The organism is Brucepastera parasyntrophica (assembly GCF_022376835.1).
Classification (GTDB): Bacteria; Spirochaetota; Spirochaetia; order Treponematales; family Treponemataceae; genus Brucepastera; species Brucepastera parasyntrophica.
In genome coordinates this window covers 669583-685795 of the sequence record NZ_CP084606.1, presented here as the reverse complement: position 1 = coordinate 685795, position 16213 = coordinate 669583, and the positions used below count along the sequence as shown (strand labels likewise).

Genomic DNA, 16213 nt, shown 5'->3' with positions numbered 1-16213 from the left:
TTTTTGGGAGATGTCTGTACAAATTGACAATAGTATTATTTAAACGAAATTCGGAACAGACGGCAGAAATATTCGAAAAAAATCGCACAATCCCGTCTGTATGCTCCACGGCGGTTTATCAGTATTGATCCGGTTTTATCTCTTATTCTGAGGTGAGGTTGGTATGGAAAATGAGGAAAAGCTCCTGTCTGATTATATCAGTACTGATTATTTGCAGTGGATTCAGGACAGATTCAGTGAAATAACCAAAATTTCTGCAAATATTTTTGATCATACCGGAAAAGTTTGTACGGAACAGAGCAATTTACCCGCTATCTGCAAGGTTCTTCTGGCATCTGAATGTACTGATGGAATATGTTCCGCGGTTATAAACGGGTTATGCAGTACAGTAAAAGAAACAGGCGAACAGGCTTTTGCGGCCTGTCCCCATACAGGACTGATGCTCGGAGCCGTCCCTATTTTGGTAAACAGGGTATATATGGGCTGCTGGCTGATCGGTCAGATAAAAACTGCCGAGACATTAAAATCCGCGATCCCGAACCCGGAGGAAGCCCCGGTCAGAAAAACTTCGGAAACCGCTGCCATGATTTCCCTGATGCCGGTCATGTCAAAGGAACAGTTCAGAAGAATACTGGATTTTCTTCAGAGAATTACCATGACTTTGCTTGAAATGAATATTTCAATACAGCAATTATGGGAATTTATTACATCGAATGACTTTGCCACGTATATTACTGACTGCAAGACCGGACTGATAATTGAAGCAAATGAGTCGTTTGCAAGGCAGGTCGGGCTTCCCATTGAATCCGTTATTGGTAATGCATACCGGAGTGTTACGGACAATTTTCCCGACAAATTCCGCCCCTGTATGGAATTGATTTCCGGAAAGACCAAAGATACAAAATCGCGTGTGTTCAGATATTATAATGAACGGCTGCATAAATGGTTCAGATGTTCCCATCAGATAATGGAATGGTTTGACGGGAAAAAAGTATACATAATTACCCAGCTGGATGTTTCAAAGGAACATGAGCTTGAAAAAGAACTTTCCCGCCTTGCATATTACGACAGTTTGCTTCATTTACCGAATTACCTGAAACTGGAAAACGACCTGCAAAACAATATGGCCGGTGATTCAAGGCAGTATCTTATTTGCTTTGATATTCTTTCACTCCATCATTTTAACGCTATATACGGGTGTTCGGCAGGCGATGAGTTACTCCGGCAGATAGCCTCCTGGCTGGCCGATCTGGATATTGTTTCAAGTGATCTTTACCGAATTGACGGAGATATGTTCTGTCTTCTGATCCGGGAAACGGCACCCGACGTTGTAACTCTGATCGCAAAATTAATCCAAAAACAGTTCAGCATGCCCTGGATAATACCTACGGAAAATGAGCCCTTAACCTGTTTTTGCGGTGCCGCTGTCTGCATTATCTGTGTTGACCGGAATACGGACACCGTAAATCTCAGAAAAAGAATAGAGGATACTCTCGCTGTCTCCAGACATGAAAAGCCGATTATAACCTATGACGCAGTGATGGACAGCGGCGAAAAAGAAAAGCAGGTTATGGCAGTAAAACTGAAAAACGCCATCCTGAATAACATGTCGGGTTTTGATGTATACTACCAGCCAATTGTGGAGTTTTCATCCGGAACCTGGACCGCTCTTGAGGCCCTGTGCCGGTGGAAGAGTCCCGATTCCGGGATTGTATCTCCGCAGGTTTTTATTCCCGCGGCGGAACGTTTCGGGCTTATAAGCACACTCGGCGAATGGGTCCTGGAAAAAGCGGTGGGGAAATGCAAGGAATTAGGACTGGACAACAGTGAAGATTTTTTCCTTTCCGTAAATGTATCACCGTCCCAGATTATTGATGAATCTTTTGCCGACAAGGTAATTGAAATTTTATACCGGCATCATTATCCGGGAGAAAAACTGAATCTTGAAGTTACCAGAGGTTTCGAATTTAAATTCAACGCTTTTTCCCGTTCCGTTATTGATAAACTTAAAATGTTTGGGATCACTATTGCCCTTGATGATTTCGGAACGGATTATTCCTCATTTGAAAACCTGAAAAACTTTCCGGTGCATTATCTAAAAACCGAACAGAAATTCGTACAGGGAATTGAAAAGGACAGTTATCTGCAGTATTTCCTGTACATGATGTTTGAATTATCACATTCGCACAAAATGAAATTAATTGCGGAAGGTATTGAAACAAACGAGCAGCTGGAAGTAATCCTGCAAAGCGGCGCCGATTACCTTCAGGGTTTTCTTTTCAGCGGTCCGCTTTCATCAGATGATTTGGAAAATCAGAAGCACAATTTTACGGAAAAAAATGAAATTCTCCAAACACATGCCCCAAAATATATCAGTCTTGAGAAATGGTTTAAAAGCAGAAATTACACTACTGCTGATACTTCCCTTTTTAAACTCCTGCACCAGTGTACTCAAGTACTCATGAGTGAACAGCAGCCGGATATATCCTTATATCAGGTACTGGAAAATATCGGTACGCATTTTGACATAAGCAGGACCTTTATATTTCTTAAGGAGAAAGGGCTGCCCTGTAAGAATGCTCTTGAATGGTGCAATACCGATGTCAGCTCGCGGAAATACCTCATGACAAAAGACAATTTTGAACTGATGGCGGAATTGCTTCTCCCGGACATAAAAAAAGACGGTATCATTATTTCATCCGGTCTTAGGGGGTTGCCTGCGGAACTTATCTCAGTATTTGAGATGGCTGATGCCCGTTCTGTCGTAATCGTACCAATGTGGGACAATAATGAACTCATTGGGTTCGCCGGCTTTATCCATACTGATTACCGGAACTGGCAGCCGGAAGAATTAGTTATGTTCTGGAATCTGACGCTGATGGCAAGAAATATGCTTATCAGTTCAATGCTCAAAACAATTGTAAAGTTTAAAACAATTGGTTTATTGAATGTTCTTAATACCTGTGCCCTCAACGCCTTTATTTCTGATGTTGAAACGGATGAAATTATCTGGGTCAATGATACAGTCAAAAGCCGGTACGGTATTGGAAACGAGATGCTGGGGCGGAAGTGTTATGACGTCCTGCAGGGCCGTTCAAAACGCTGTCCGAATTGCAGAATACCGGAATTGCTCGAGCGGAATGACGGCGGAGTAATATGCTATGAACATTTTAATGATTATCACAAAAGAAAGTTTATAATATATGAAAGTGTTATTCTATGGGAAGGAAAAAAGATGGTTCATATTGAATATTCGTATGATATTACAGAAAGTAGCGAGAATTATGAAAAAGTTGCTGATGCAATAAAGTACAGCAAGATGTAATAATGTTTTTTAACATAGATTTTAATGATCGCCTAAAAGGAGCGGTACAGTAACTTACCCCATCCTGTATATACGCTCTTCAGAAGGGATCATTAGAATCTATGTCTTTTTTATAACCGCATTATAATAAAAACCGGGATCAGGAATTTCCTGCAAGGGCCGCAATGCATTCCGCCTCGTCCGGCGCGCGGAGTTCCATATATATGGTGCGGGCATCCGTTCTTTTTGTACACAGTCTCACACCCTCAATAATTCTGATATTATCATGACTGGAAGCGCTGCACTTTCCACAGCTGATACAGTCAAAATGTTCGATGGCTGTTTTTATTGCGGACGGATACCTGTTTTTGTTTCGAACAAGTTCTTCCGCTTTTGCAAAAGAAAAAGGAACATGAACCTGAAGATAATCGTCAAAGAGCATTGTTTTGCAGATAAGCTTTTTGTTCTGCATAAAATTAATGTTCCAGAAAGGACAGGCGTATCTCTGATAATAGCAGCTTGTCACGTCTGCCGTTTTTAAAAGTTTTTCCGCAAGCAGACAGTATAGGTCCCGTTTCCCCGCGGCTGAATTCAGAATATCTTCCCGCAGAGGGTCAATACACTCCCTGAAAGCAGGCTCACCTGATACAAGCCGGTCATAATCCGCTTTGGCAAACATGGTTATCGCGTCACCGTATTCTTTTTTTTCATCAACAGAGGAAAATTTTTCTGCCAGCAATATAAGCGCCTGTACAGCCGAACCCGAATTTCCGAAATTTATTTCAAATTGTGAACAGTTTTTGTAGGAGGGGACCTCTTTTCCCGTTTTAAGATAGCGAACGGTTATGCCGTATCTCTGAAGGGCCTCAAAAGGCAGCATATTTTGTTTTTTATATATTCCTTTGAATTCCATTTTGTCACATAAAAGAACCATCTGTCCGTCTCTTTCTACTGATACACCACAGGCCGCAGCCGAGTACAGAAATCGCACCGTATAAGAAATATTATGGAAACTCTTCAGATCATTGCCGTTAGAATAAAAATCATAGTCATCATAAATTCTGGTCACAAGTCTTCTTATATCGCGCAGCCCCCCTGCAAGTTCTTCAGTCAATTCCGAGCCATTTTTATCTCGAAATATATTTCCCTTCCACTCACGTACATTATTCCGCAGAAAGCGGGCTCTTCTTTCAAAACTGATATCATCCATGAACATTGAATATGCTCCGTCCTTATTTACAGAACAGTCCCGTTATACCGCTGAAGGGGACTGAGTTCTTTATTGTTTACCTGATATACGGCATTTATAATTTCTTTTTTCCGGCCGGGTTTTATATTTGCGGACGGGTCTAACAGAATATCTTTCAATACAAAGGGGCCGTTTTTAAATTTCCCGGCAACAGCTCCGCTGAATTCTCCGTCAATAAGAATATACTGCAGTATGTCCCAATCATGGCTTGAGAACCTCGCCTTGAGTTCAGCTTCCTGTGATTTTACCAGAAAATCGTTCCGGTGAAAAACAAAAACCGAAGGCTGCTGTTCCCGTTCTTTCTGCAGAATAACCAAGTCGGATGCAAGTATATACCCCAGCCTGTTATTGCAAACGGCTTCAGCTATAATGCCTTTTCCGAGCAGAACCGATAGGGCCGTTTTAATATCCTTCAAATTGAAACAGAAAAATGACCGGATGCTTTTTTCATCAGCAAAAACATTCATTTCAATAAACTGGGGCAATATCCTGCAAAGGGCCTCTGTCCGGGGATAACGCTGTAAATTTATGTCAGGAAATTCGGTTTCAAAAAGATAAAAACAACGGTCCCAGTCACTGTCAACCTGATCTTCGAAAACAAGAGAGTTCCGCTGAAGTTTGTGAAGGACAGGCGAAATGTTTTTTGAAAACCGTCCGGTTATTTCCTTAATAAACCTTATATTGACCGGACCTTCTCCGCGAAGCAACTCAAGCATATCAGTATCATCTCGTGTCAGTCTGTAGTTTTCATTCCGGTACGCGCAGGCGAATAATTCCAGGTCCCGAATATCTATATAGGCAACATTGCCGCCCATCAGTCTTGTCTTGATAATCCGGCGGTCCGCGCGGCGGCTGTCATTATATGCGGTGTCATCAAAGGAAGCCCTGTGTGCAAGCAGGGGAGGGCTTCCGGGGTATGTCCAGTATCCGGGCTGTACCGGGGAAAGCCGGCGGAATAGGGAATCATACCGGGTTTTTCCTGCCGGATCAGTAAGGGCCTGACGAGAAAGCCGTATTCCCGAAACAGCTGTATGGCTGACTTCACTATTCATTCAGATATATTTCCTGATATGAATGTAGCACTGAAAACCTCTGCTGTACAGAGCAGAATAATGTTTTGCTGCCCTGTGTAATTTTTGTTGAACAAAAGGAATCTGTCTGAACAAGTTTTTCAAACTTTTCGGACAGGCCTCTTTTCCCGGAAGTTGTTTCAAACATTGAGTACCCTCCTTCATGTAACATCCGCTTTTGGATTAATCATATTAACAGGATACAATACAAACCATGACATCTGTATGTCATGGTTTTGCGAAATAATAAAAAAGTAAGGAGATTTTCATAATAATGATTCCATTGGAGCGGAAACGGATATGTATTCCTGAACTTGTCAGGGATATGTGAAGTCACGATCCTTGCCATATAGTGGAGTGTTATGATTTAAGCCACAGCAGAAGTTGCATATAAACATGACATCCTGCTGTCAGGATTAGTTTAGTATAATATTATTACATAAATGGCAGGAGGCATATAATATGGATAGTAAGCATTTCGGTTACAAAAAAGGAACGGAACCGTTTTTCAACATTGTTATGGAAGGACTCAAGGACACGGTGGACGGCGAGTCCTTTTGGGACGCCGTCGCGGAGGACGCGGTTTTCGATTTTATATATCATTTTCCCGGATTTACCAATCGATTTGAAGGCCGTGATGCATACAGGATTTGGTTTGATGGTTACTCAAATGAACTTCACTCCGCCGATAATCTCAGGGTTTACAAAGCGGAAGGGGCGGTGTTGTGATGCTGGAATATGAAGTTCATGGAATTGTACCCGGCACGGGTAAATCGTACGATAACAGATTCTGTTCCATCATCACAATCAAAGACCGAAAAATTGTATATTGGCGCGACTATATGGATTCTCTTGCGGCGATGCTGGCAAGTTCGTAAAACAACGTATTGTTCACCGGCAAGGGATGGTGAGATTGTGTCGCTCCTTGTCGATGGCGGCCCGCCGGAAGCGGATCCGCTCCGTTTGTCTCACGTCTTTCCGAGGACGTTTTTCTCCGGAGAGTGGGAATAGCACAATGGTCTTGCCTGAAAAAATATAGCTCTCCGGAAATATGTTTGTTATGTCCGGCGCTGCATACCATCAGTGAGGAAAACTCACAAAGATTACATCACCGTCTCCGGTATGGGCACCCGCGTTGGCAACATCCAGGCGGATGGAATGCTCATTAACCTAAACGGAGCTGAGTGAAACCTTGCCGAACAGCAGGAATATTCGCTTGACCCGGATGAACGGTTGAGGCAAAATAAATCAGACTCATAGAATCCTATGGAAAGGGAGACTGAAAAGCGTATGACGACGCCTGTTTATGACTGGGACAAAATAAACGACATTATCGAGGATAAGAGAAAAAGCGGAAAACCGCACTGCTTCTTTCCGGTGAGTTAAGCGAAGAGGAAGAAGAAAAAATCGGCTTTCTGCTGGCCCTCACCGAAGACTTTCGGTTAATAGACAGTCTGCGGGAATCCGGGACAAGCTTTGCTGACTATATCCACGAAAAATATCCCCAACTGTCCCAGAGAAGCTGTTTTATTCTTCAAGTCCGCGCGCGGCATATGGACCGGTAAGGCGGCGCCCGGCAGACCCTGCAGGATGTCAAGTGGGCGCTTAGGAGCTGAACGATTCCCGGCAGATAAATGCTGTTAGTCGCAACGCCCGAACCGTTTCCATAATAATAAGAAAAAGCCTGTATGGAATTAGCAGCAAATAATTTGGCTTTACTTTGCGCCGGCGGCTGATATATACTTGAATACATAAAATTTTATATGACCTTGGCGGATAATCAGAACTAAGCATTTGAGAAAATAACAGTCGGCGGTGTTTGAATGGATTATACTGATATAAGAAAAAATTTTGAAAAGCATGGATTCTCGACACAGGTATTCCTTACAAAGGAAGAAGCTGCAGATTATTTGAAGAATGAGTTACAGCATCAAACTATCGGATTTGGTGGAAGTGAAACGCTAAGGGAAATAGGCCTTTTTGAAGCCCTGCTGCATAATAATGCCGTAGTGTGGCACAACAAAGTACCTTCCCGTGATGTGCGGCGTTTGGCTAATTGCGCGAACATCTATATAACCAGCGCAAACGCTGTAACAAAATCAGGGGAAATCGTTAATATAGATGCTACGGGAAACCGTGTGGCAATGACCGCTTTCGGCCCGGGAATATGCTATTATGTAGTTGGGAAAAATAAGATCACGGAAAATATGACTGATGCAATATATCGCTGCAGAAATGTAGCTGCCCCGCAAAATGCGAAACGGGTAAATGCGAAAACTCCTTGTGCCAAAAAGGCTGACCGGTGCTATGATTGCAATAGTCCTGACAGAATTTGCCGTATAATGATTACTATAGACCGTGTGCCGAAAGGTATGAAGTGCGAAGTGATCTTTATCGACCAGGAATTGGGGTTTTAGCATTCACAGGGAAAACAAGCATACGTTTCATAAGTCATAGAATGCTGCTGTGCAATCGGGCAACTTCGCCGGCAGTGTATATCTTCAGATGTTTGTTGCCGCTCACCGAAAAAATACCGGGTACGCCCGTGAGGTTAGGGTTCATTTCTTTCCGGCTTTATTATGTTGGCAGGAGGACTATATGCCAAAAAAGATAATTCCCATAATACTTTCTTTTCTGCTGCTTTTTTCCGGAACACTCATCGGATATAATGTGTCAAATTATCGGTGGAAAAGTAGAAACAGTATTGAGGAAAACACTAAATTAAGAAACTTTGCATTATACATATATAGCGAAATTAAAATAAATTTCGGTTCGCTTAAGGAAAATGACTCAGAGATGCAGTTTGTTGTTGGGCGCATTCCATTTTATAAAGATTTGGATATCGCGATACTGGAAAAAGAAAACATAAAAAAACGATCAGAGTATATGAATAACGAAGTAATCCTGCAAGTCAAAGACAAATTATTGGATATCGAAAAAGAACATAATGTAAAAGTCCTATATGCGATAGAATCAGGATCAAGAGCATGGGGATTTGAATCAGCCGATAGTGATTATGATATCAGGTTTATATATTGTCACAAAAAGGATTGGTATGTATCTATTTTTCCTAAACGTGATGTAATAGAATATCCCATTACAGATGAATATGATTATTCCGGGTGGGATCTTCAAAAAGCATTATTTTTATTAAATAAGTCAAATCCTGTTTTATTCGAATGGCTGCGATCGCCTATAGTCTATCATCAAGAAGAATATTTTTATGAAGTAATGAAAGAAATATCTCAATTGTATTTCTCAAGCATTTCATCTATTTATCATTATCTGCATATGGCAAGAAGAAATAACAGGGAATTCCTTCAAGGTGAAAATGTAAAAATAAAGAAATATTTCTATGTTTTGCGGCCAATATTGGCATGTTTATGGATTGATCAATTTAAAGAAGCTCCTCCAATGGAATTTAATAAATTACTGGAGCTTATTGATAATAAAGAATTATTATTGAACATACATTACTTATTGGAGAAAAAAAGGTCCGGAGTTGAATTAGGATTAGAGCCAAGAATTGATATAATCAATAATTATATCAACGAGAAAATAAATTACATTGGGACCCTTATAACAGGGTATGCCTCGGAAAAAAAAAGATTTCTCATTTTTAGATCAGTACTTTGTAAAAATATTGAATTACTATCATGTAAAAAAAATGTGACTTAAACTTGTACAGAGAAAGAAATGATGCCTTAATTGGCAAAAACAGTAAAATAAACCGGAGAAAAATAACATGGAAAATATAAACATTTCTTTTAACAAATTAGAATTAATAGATTTTGATTTAATGTATAAATGGTTAAATACTGAATCTGTAAAAAAATGGTATTTTAAAAAAGATTGGACATATGATGATGTAGTTAAAGAATTTACACCTTATGTGCTGAAACAAAAAACAACAGGAGAGCCGATCGAGAGTTTTACAATATTATATAATGATATAAAAATAGGGTATATTCAAACATATTTATTAAAAGATTATCCTGAATATGATCAGCTTGTTCAGGCCGGAGAAGATTCCGCCGGATTGGATTTATTTATAGGAGAACAGGATTACGCTCATAAAGGATTGGGTTCAATTATTATCCTTGAGTTTTTAAGAAATATTGTATTTATAAATAGTAATATAAAAAAATGTATTATTGGACCGGAACCTAAAAACACAGTTGCAATTAAGGCATATGGGAAAGTCGGATTTAAATATATAAAAACGATTCAGGTTCCGGAGGAAGATGAACCGGAATATATTATGGAAATAAAAAGAGAAGAAATAGTATAAGATATTCTGGATAGTATGTTATAGAGAATAACATTTTTCATGTGAGGAACAAAACTATGCCCGGACCCGCAACCAAAAAAGAACTGCTGGACTTATCGGAAAAAAACTTCAGCAAATTACTCGATTTTATAAACGAACTTCCTGATGATATTAAAAATAAAACATACACACATGATGAACTCAATGACCGGGATAAAACAGTCAGCGATGTAATATGCCATTTACACGAATGGCATGTAATGAGAATAGCTTGGTACAAAGCCGGTATTTCCGGTGAAAAGCCGGCGGTTCCCGTGCTGAGTTACAGCATGCAGACATTGCCGGTAATAAACCGCCGGATATGGGAAAAATATCAGGGGACCGATGTAAAAAAAGCGATTTCCCTGTTCAAAGAGAGTCATAAGGATGTAATGGCATTAATTGAAAAACATACGGATGATGAACTTTTTACCAGGAAAAAATACCCTATGACAGGAAGCACAACATTGGGGGCCTATTTTTATTATAACACATCAAGTCACTATGTGTGGGCCTTCAAGACTTTAAAACCGTTGAAGAAAATGGTTAAATAAAAAGTGTAAAAAATAATAAAGCCCGTCCCATATTATAAACAGGACTATAAACGCTTCCTCGCCTGTCAGGGCAACCGGGCAGGCAAACTGTTGGTTTCAGTCAAAATGTCAGGCGAAAAACTTTTTTTGATATACTATTAATAAAGCAATTTTGTTACATTATGAATTGTATGAAACAGTGTTTTTTATATAATTATAATGATCAAATTTATTTGAGGTATTAACATGGAATCAGTACGTGTTTATGAAATTCCTGATTGTAAAATGGTCTCGTCAGGAATAGGAATGTTTGGTGAAGAAAAATTAGAAAATTTTTCAAAATGGTTCAGTTCATTAAAACAGACAATATTTCCAAAAGACTTTCTCTTTTGGGATGGCGAACAGCAAGGTTCCGGCGGATTTCACTGGCTGTATATGTATGAGGACGGGATGGATGTTCCGGATGAATTCAGCATCATAGACTTTAAAGGCGGGCTTTATGCTGTTGTAACTGCCATTGATCAGCAGGATAATACTGAAGCAATGAAAACAAGAGAAGCCTTTTTGGAATCCCATGGACTGGAAATTGATAAATCACGGTTTGAACTTGGAAACATAATAACTACGCCATTGGCAAATAAAATTTTAGGATATAATCAAATGGATTATTACACTCCAATAAAAGAAAAATAATATATTTTTATTAGAATAAAAGCAAAAATTACTTCGCCTGACGTGACTGAAAATACTTCACCGTATCAAACGCCGGTTACAGCCGGAAAGTCCGGAATGGGATTGTATGTCAAAAAACTCAAAACGATGGATTATAGAAAGTATAAAAGGAACATGCTTATGGAAAACGATGTATTTAATCTGATTGCAAACAAATATGATACGAAAGACAGACGGGATTTGGCCCAAAATATTGTTAGCGCCATAAAACCGGAATTAAGCAACAGTAAAGATAAATCATTAGTGGATTATGGAGGCGGGACAGGGCTCGTAGGATTGGAATTATTACCGTTTATTGATAGCCTCCTGCTGGTAGATTCTTCAGAGCAAATGCTCAAAGCCGCGGGAGAAAAAATACGGCAGGCCAATATCAAAAATGCCAAAACGCTTCGCGCTGATTTCAGCGAAAGTAACCCGGATATTAAGGCGGACATAATAGTGGCTTCATTGGTACTTCTTCATATTCCCGATACAGAGAAAATATTGAGACAATTTTATTCAGTACTAAATACAGGCGGAAAACTGATCATTGTTGATTTTGATAAAAATGAAAAGGTCTCCCATCCCGCAGTTCATAATGGGTTTACTCAGATTGGACTCAGATCATTACTGACAGATGCAGGATTTAAAGAAATTAGCATAAAAACATTTTATCACGGAAAAAATATTTTCATGAATCAGGATGCTTCAATGTTGATTGCTGCGGGTATAAAACCGGCCGGCCCGGATAGTAAAACCCCTTAACAGAAAAGGTTCATATATGATAGAATTTGCCTTATTATAGTGCGCTGGCAGTATTTTCAGCAAAAATACCTGCGAATTTCGTGTACAGGGCCCGGAATTTCATGGAAAAACCGCAAATCCGGCCTTGTCATTGACAAAATCACGTCTTTTGTAAAAAACTTTGCCGATTGTATTGTTTTTCTTTAATAAACCGTCTATAATTTGAGGGTGTACATATTTTTTGTATGTAATCTGTTAATAAAGGTGCATGATCTGTGCACTTTCTGATTTCCAGTCGTTATCTGCAGGAGTAAACCGATGGGAAAAAGTCAAAAACTTCTTTTATTAACTGCGGGTGTATTAATGATCGGTCTTTCGGCCTGTCAGAACCAGCTTTTACCGTCACCGGCTTTGGGTTCGAATAATACCGATAACAGAGCCTGGGCTGCGCCTGAAAATGTGCGCGCTTCCCACGGCGGCAAACGGACTATTACACTTTCCTGGGATAGTGTCAAAGACGCTGCCCGTTACTATATTTACAAGGCCGACAGCCCTCTGATGGAGTTTACGCAGTACGCCGAAACCCTGAACGCTACCGCCGAGTATAAGGTCTCTGTTTCTGCCGGGGCCAGCCTGTATTTCAGGATACGGGCTGTTGACGCAAAGGGGAATATTTCCCCGATGAGTTCTTATGTCCGGGGAACCAGTCTTGCCCAGCCCGTTATCAGCGATATTACAGAGTCTGACAATGACGCCGATTCGTCCGCGACCGTTCACTGGTATATGAATAATATTGACGCCGCGACCTATCAGAACCAGGTCCGGTATATTGTATATTGTTTTGACGATACAACAGAGGTAGCCCGTCTTGCGGTGAACGGTTCCGCCACAGCCGAAACGTCGGCAGCCTTTTCAAACCTGTCTCCGAATACCAACTATACGTATCAGGTAGAGGCCTATCTTGACGGAGACCAGAACGCGACTGAAATAAGTGAAAAAATGGATGCGGCGACCGCGCGGCGGCTGAGACCGAACGCTCCGGAAAACGCCAGAGCCACAAAGGGTACCAGCGCGTCTTCCATAACCATATATTTTGATTTGCCCGAAATGGTTGATGTTTCCATAGGAAACGGCATGTTTGAACTGCATCCCCTGTATTTCGTAATTTCCCGCCGCGAGGCCGGAACCGAGGGAGAATTCCAGACTGTCTGTCCCTATTTCGGGACCGATCCCAAAACCTTCCCCGAGTATACGCCCGGCATAACTGTTGCCTGGGAAGACACTTCAATTATTACGTCAAAGCGGGGTACGGAATATGAATATAAAATCCAGTCCTATGCCGATGGTGTAACGAAAATAATTTCTTCAAATTCCTCTATTGCGACTGCTTCCGGCTGGGTAATGAAAAAACCGGTAATTTCAACCAAAACACCTGTGTATTATCTCAATCCCGAAGAAAACGAATTTGAAAGAGCCGAACTGTCGCTCAATTTTTCACATGATCCGAAAGGCATAGAGTATACCTATATTCTGCATGAAACAATCGCTCCGGTCGGTGACAATCACCCGCTGGATCATGTCCTGCCTAGGACCAATGATTACGAGTGCTGCCTTGAAGACGTTGAAGTGTACACAGCGGCAATAGACTTAACCAGGTCAACGACAGCCCTTTCAAACGGGCGGGGATTGTATTCCTATTCCGTTGATGTATACCTCGACGGTACAAATGTTGAAACAGTGCAAATGGTCGGGACCAGGCGGATCACTGAAAATATCGAGCCTGTCGTCGTTGAAAATTTCGCTGTTGCGGACGGGTATCCCGATAAATATGTAATTGAATGGACAAGATACGCAAACAGAAAATATGTTCTGGCCTATTCCGAAACAGGCGTTGATAACTGGGTGGAGATTACGGAATTTGATGTCGGGTATGACCAGGACGGAGATATCTGCCGGTATGAATATGACGGACAGCAGAGCGGCATAACCCGGTATTTTTCCATGTACGCGAAAACTGAACGGAATGTCCGGGGAGAGGAAGTGTACGTTTATGACATGAAAACCCTCGGCACTCCCGTAGCCGAAAATATCGGTGAAACTTCCTATGACACAATCAAACTGGCGTGGACCGCCGCGCAGATGGCGGATACTTACCGTGTCAATTATGAATATGACGATTCTGCGGTTCTTGTTGCGGATACTGTTTCAGCTGAGGACCTTGTTTTTGATGACATAAGCCAGCGGTATACTTTCAGTTTCAAACCGGAAGGGTATAACAACGCGGCCCGTTCGGGAAAACTCCTGTCGGTTTCGGTTGAGGCCATAAACCGCGCCCGCGAAACGGCGAACGGCGACGGTGTCGAAATCAAGACATCTTCCGCCGAGGTTGGCGCCCGCCTGGTCGGTCCCGCGGAACTTTCTTCAGCCGCGGATCAGGGACGTTCCGTTTCCGGTATTGATCTGGGCTGGACAGCCGCGGAAGGCGCCAAAGGCTATTATGTTGTCCGCCGGCAGTTTGACATGAATAACAGCGCTGTTTTTTCAGGCAATGAAATTCTCTATTATATTGACGGTGAAACAAGCTCGCTGACAGGCAAGGAACTCGTTGTTGTTGAGGGAACAAAGGAAGATACCAGTACCGTTTCCGCTTCCGTCCAGTATAATACCGAAACCAAACGCTATACCCTGACCGATTCCTACTTAACGGACACTGCCGCCGCGAACTACCGGCTTCAGAATTATACTGACTCATATGTTGATGAACAGAATAATCTGGCATGGGGTTATCCTTACCGGTATTATGTTTTGCCTGTCCTTTCCGAAAATGACGTACCGTCATTTACTCACGCCGGAGCGGGGACTTCCTGCTCGGTTTCATCAGTGATATATACCAATATATCTCCGTCCGAGCAGACCGGTTTTGCGGTAGGTTTCGGACGTGATGTAAAAGGCACAAAAGCCACCTATTACCAGACAGTCAACACTGAACGTATCAATAACGGGGTACGGATTACCTGGAAAGCCCCGCTGCAGCTGGAACAGCTGCCCGAACAGCCGACCCTTTCATATTATATATACCGGAAAGCCCAGACCGATACTTCAAACAACTGGACGCAGATTACACTGACGCCGGTGTATGGTACGGAATATATTGACCGGGCCGCTTCCGATAATCCGTCTGCTCCCCATGAAGGGGTCGCCTACGATTATCTGGTAGGCGTCGCCGTATCCGGAATAGCGGGCGTCTCCCGTCCGGATGAAAACAGCCGGTTTATCACTTCCTGTTATACGGTTATGGATGAAACCCTGACCGACGAATACAAAATGGCCGGTTATGTGCTCGCGAAGCCGACCCTGATTACCGTATCAAAGGCTTCCCTCGGCGTGTACCACGAAACGGTCAGCTGGAACGTGGCCGGCACAGACAGCAGTACTTCAGGCAAAATGAACAGGGGCCTCAGCGGATACGAGGTGCAGGTATATAACAGAAATATAGACGGAAACTGGCACAGCGTTCTTGATGTTCCTGCCCAGAACCTGCCGTCCCTGTCAATGTTTAAACGGGATATAACAAATGATACAGGGTATCTGAAAGTACTCCGGGATTACAAACATTATTTCCGCGTACGCGCTTACGTTCTTATTGGTGAGGATAAAGTATACAGTTCTCCTCCTGATTATACCTGGTCGGATGGCTATGAAGATCCGGCAAATTATGTAAAATGGGGTTCCCGTGATGTAACGAACCTTGAGTTTGCCAAGATGGCGATTATCGGTATGAGTACCGGTATGGAGAAGGAACGGGGAACGCGTAACAGCAATTCTGACGGAATCGGCATTACCGGTCTTAAATCTGTATGGAACTATATGGGAGCAACAGACTGCAGAATTCAGATGACATACACCAGTTATGTCGCGAGCCATGCGTCACAGGCGTCACGGGATGAGGAAGATCCTGATGAGATTTCAGCCGTCATCATATCGGGCGACCTGTGGGCGCGCGGCGGTATTATGGGGCAAAAACAGGAACGGTACTGGACGAACAGTCCAATGACTGTCACCTATGCGGGCTGGCAGGGTAACGAAGAAGACTGGACAGGTACCATAGATTTTGAAGGCACCGGAGCAAATAAAGGCAGCGGATCTACGACACGCACATCGGGCGGCGTTACTGTCGTCTGGCACGGGGAGGACCCCGAGTATTACAGTATGTCAGGCGATGGCAGGGCCTTTAATCTTCCCTTTATGTTTGCCGGTACCGGATATTCGAACGATACGGATGAATGGAAATAA

General features: G+C 42.2%; 13 protein-coding genes. 10 read left to right on the top strand and 3 right to left on the bottom strand.

Annotated elements, in window-relative coordinates; all coding sequences use genetic code 11:
* Positions 1–163: 163 nt before the first annotated feature.
* Complete coding sequence (locus K7I13_RS03255; RefSeq protein ID WP_255947896.1) at positions 164–3325, top strand: EAL domain-containing protein; 3162 nt, start codon at positions 164–166, stop codon at positions 3323–3325.
* 139 nt (positions 3326–3464) lie between these two features.
* Here K7I13_RS03255 and K7I13_RS03250 read toward each other — a convergent pair whose 3' ends face one another.
* On the bottom strand, positions 3465–4520 hold the full coding sequence (locus tag K7I13_RS03250; RefSeq protein ID WP_255947894.1) for a hypothetical protein: 1056 nt from the start codon (positions 4518–4520) through the stop codon (positions 3465–3467).
* A 20-nt stretch (positions 4521–4540) separates the two neighbouring features.
* On the bottom strand, positions 4541–5605 hold the full coding sequence (locus K7I13_RS03245) for a hypothetical protein (RefSeq protein ID WP_255947892.1): 1065 nt from the start codon (positions 5603–5605) through the stop codon (positions 4541–4543).
* Positions 5606–6085: 480 nt separating this feature from the next.
* On the opposite strand from K7I13_RS03245, the gene K7I13_RS03240 reads away from it, so the two are divergent.
* Complete coding sequence (locus K7I13_RS03240; RefSeq protein ID WP_255947890.1) at positions 6086–6352, top strand: hypothetical protein; 267 nt, start codon at positions 6086–6088, stop codon at positions 6350–6352.
* Entirely contained in the window at positions 6352–6501 is a 150-nt protein-coding gene (locus K7I13_RS03235) for a nuclear transport factor 2 family protein (protein WP_255947888.1), read from the top strand. Before K7I13_RS03240 ends, K7I13_RS03235 begins: the two co-directional genes overlap by 1 nt.
* 13 nt (positions 6502–6514) lie before the next feature.
* Here K7I13_RS03235 and K7I13_RS15845 read toward each other — a convergent pair whose 3' ends face one another.
* On the bottom strand, positions 6515–6676 hold the full coding sequence (locus tag K7I13_RS15845) for a hypothetical protein (protein WP_439647474.1): 162 nt from the start codon (positions 6674–6676) through the stop codon (positions 6515–6517).
* A gap of 770 nt (positions 6677–7446) precedes the next feature.
* Here K7I13_RS15845 and K7I13_RS03230 point away from each other — a divergent pair.
* The 7 genes from K7I13_RS03230 to K7I13_RS03200 all read left to right on the top strand — a co-directional run bounded on the left by K7I13_RS03230 (position 7447) and on the right by K7I13_RS03200 (position 16213).
* Complete coding sequence (locus K7I13_RS03230; RefSeq protein WP_255947886.1) at positions 7447–8040, top strand: lactate utilization protein; 594 nt, start codon at positions 7447–7449, stop codon at positions 8038–8040.
* A gap of 181 nt (positions 8041–8221) precedes the next feature.
* Entirely contained in the window at positions 8222–9301 is a 1080-nt protein-coding gene (locus K7I13_RS03225) for a nucleotidyltransferase domain-containing protein (protein WP_255947884.1), read from the top strand.
* Positions 9302–9368: 67 nt separating this feature from the next.
* Positions 9369–9914 carry a GNAT family N-acetyltransferase gene (locus K7I13_RS03220; RefSeq protein WP_255947882.1) on the top strand — a complete coding sequence of 182 codons (546 nt, stop codon included), beginning with the start codon at positions 9369–9371 and terminating at the stop codon, positions 9912–9914.
* Between the two features lie 56 nt (positions 9915–9970).
* Positions 9971–10486 carry a ClbS/DfsB family four-helix bundle protein gene (locus K7I13_RS03215; RefSeq protein ID WP_255947880.1) on the top strand — a complete coding sequence of 172 codons (516 nt, stop codon included), beginning with the start codon at positions 9971–9973 and terminating at the stop codon, positions 10484–10486.
* Positions 10487–10711: 225 nt separating this feature from the next.
* Complete coding sequence (locus K7I13_RS03210) at positions 10712–11158, top strand: hypothetical protein (protein ID WP_255947879.1); 447 nt, start codon at positions 10712–10714, stop codon at positions 11156–11158.
* Between the two features lie 159 nt (positions 11159–11317).
* A complete protein-coding gene (locus K7I13_RS03205; RefSeq protein WP_255947878.1) occupies positions 11318–11941 on the top strand; it encodes a class I SAM-dependent methyltransferase in 624 nt (207 codons plus the stop codon).
* A gap of 297 nt (positions 11942–12238) precedes the next feature.
* Positions 12239–16213 carry a fibronectin type III domain-containing protein gene (locus K7I13_RS03200; RefSeq protein WP_255947877.1) on the top strand — a complete coding sequence of 1325 codons (3975 nt, stop codon included), beginning with the start codon at positions 12239–12241 and terminating at the stop codon, positions 16211–16213.

Excerpts from the sequence above, each read along its gene's own strand:
- K7I13_RS03220 (WP_255947882.1), top strand. The coding sequence starts at position 9,369 with ATGGAAAATATAAACATTTCTTTTAACAAATTAGAATTAATAGATTTT.
- K7I13_RS03250 (WP_255947894.1), bottom strand. The coding sequence starts at position 4,520 with ATGTTCATGGATGATATCAGTTTTGAAAGAAGAGCCCGCTTTCTGCGG.
- K7I13_RS03210 (WP_255947879.1), top strand. The coding sequence starts at position 10,712 with ATGGAATCAGTACGTGTTTATGAAATTCCTGATTGTAAAATGGTCTCG.
- K7I13_RS03200 (WP_255947877.1), top strand. The coding sequence starts at position 12,239 with ATGGGAAAAAGTCAAAAACTTCTTTTATTAACTGCGGGTGTATTAATG.
- K7I13_RS03230 (WP_255947886.1), top strand. The coding sequence starts at position 7,447 with ATGGATTATACTGATATAAGAAAAAATTTTGAAAAGCATGGATTCTCG.
- K7I13_RS03255 (WP_255947896.1), top strand. The coding sequence starts at position 164 with ATGGAAAATGAGGAAAAGCTCCTGTCTGATTATATCAGTACTGATTAT.
- K7I13_RS03225 (WP_255947884.1), top strand. The coding sequence starts at position 8,222 with ATGCCAAAAAAGATAATTCCCATAATACTTTCTTTTCTGCTGCTTTTT.
- K7I13_RS03215 (WP_255947880.1), top strand. The coding sequence starts at position 9,971 with ATGCCCGGACCCGCAACCAAAAAAGAACTGCTGGACTTATCGGAAAAA.
- K7I13_RS03245 (WP_255947892.1), bottom strand. The coding sequence starts at position 5,605 with ATGAATAGTGAAGTCAGCCATACAGCTGTTTCGGGAATACGGCTTTCT.
- K7I13_RS03240 (WP_255947890.1), top strand. The coding sequence starts at position 6,086 with ATGGATAGTAAGCATTTCGGTTACAAAAAAGGAACGGAACCGTTTTTC.
- K7I13_RS03235 (WP_255947888.1), top strand. The coding sequence starts at position 6,352 with ATGCTGGAATATGAAGTTCATGGAATTGTACCCGGCACGGGTAAATCG.
- K7I13_RS03205 (WP_255947878.1), top strand. The coding sequence starts at position 11,318 with ATGGAAAACGATGTATTTAATCTGATTGCAAACAAATATGATACGAAA.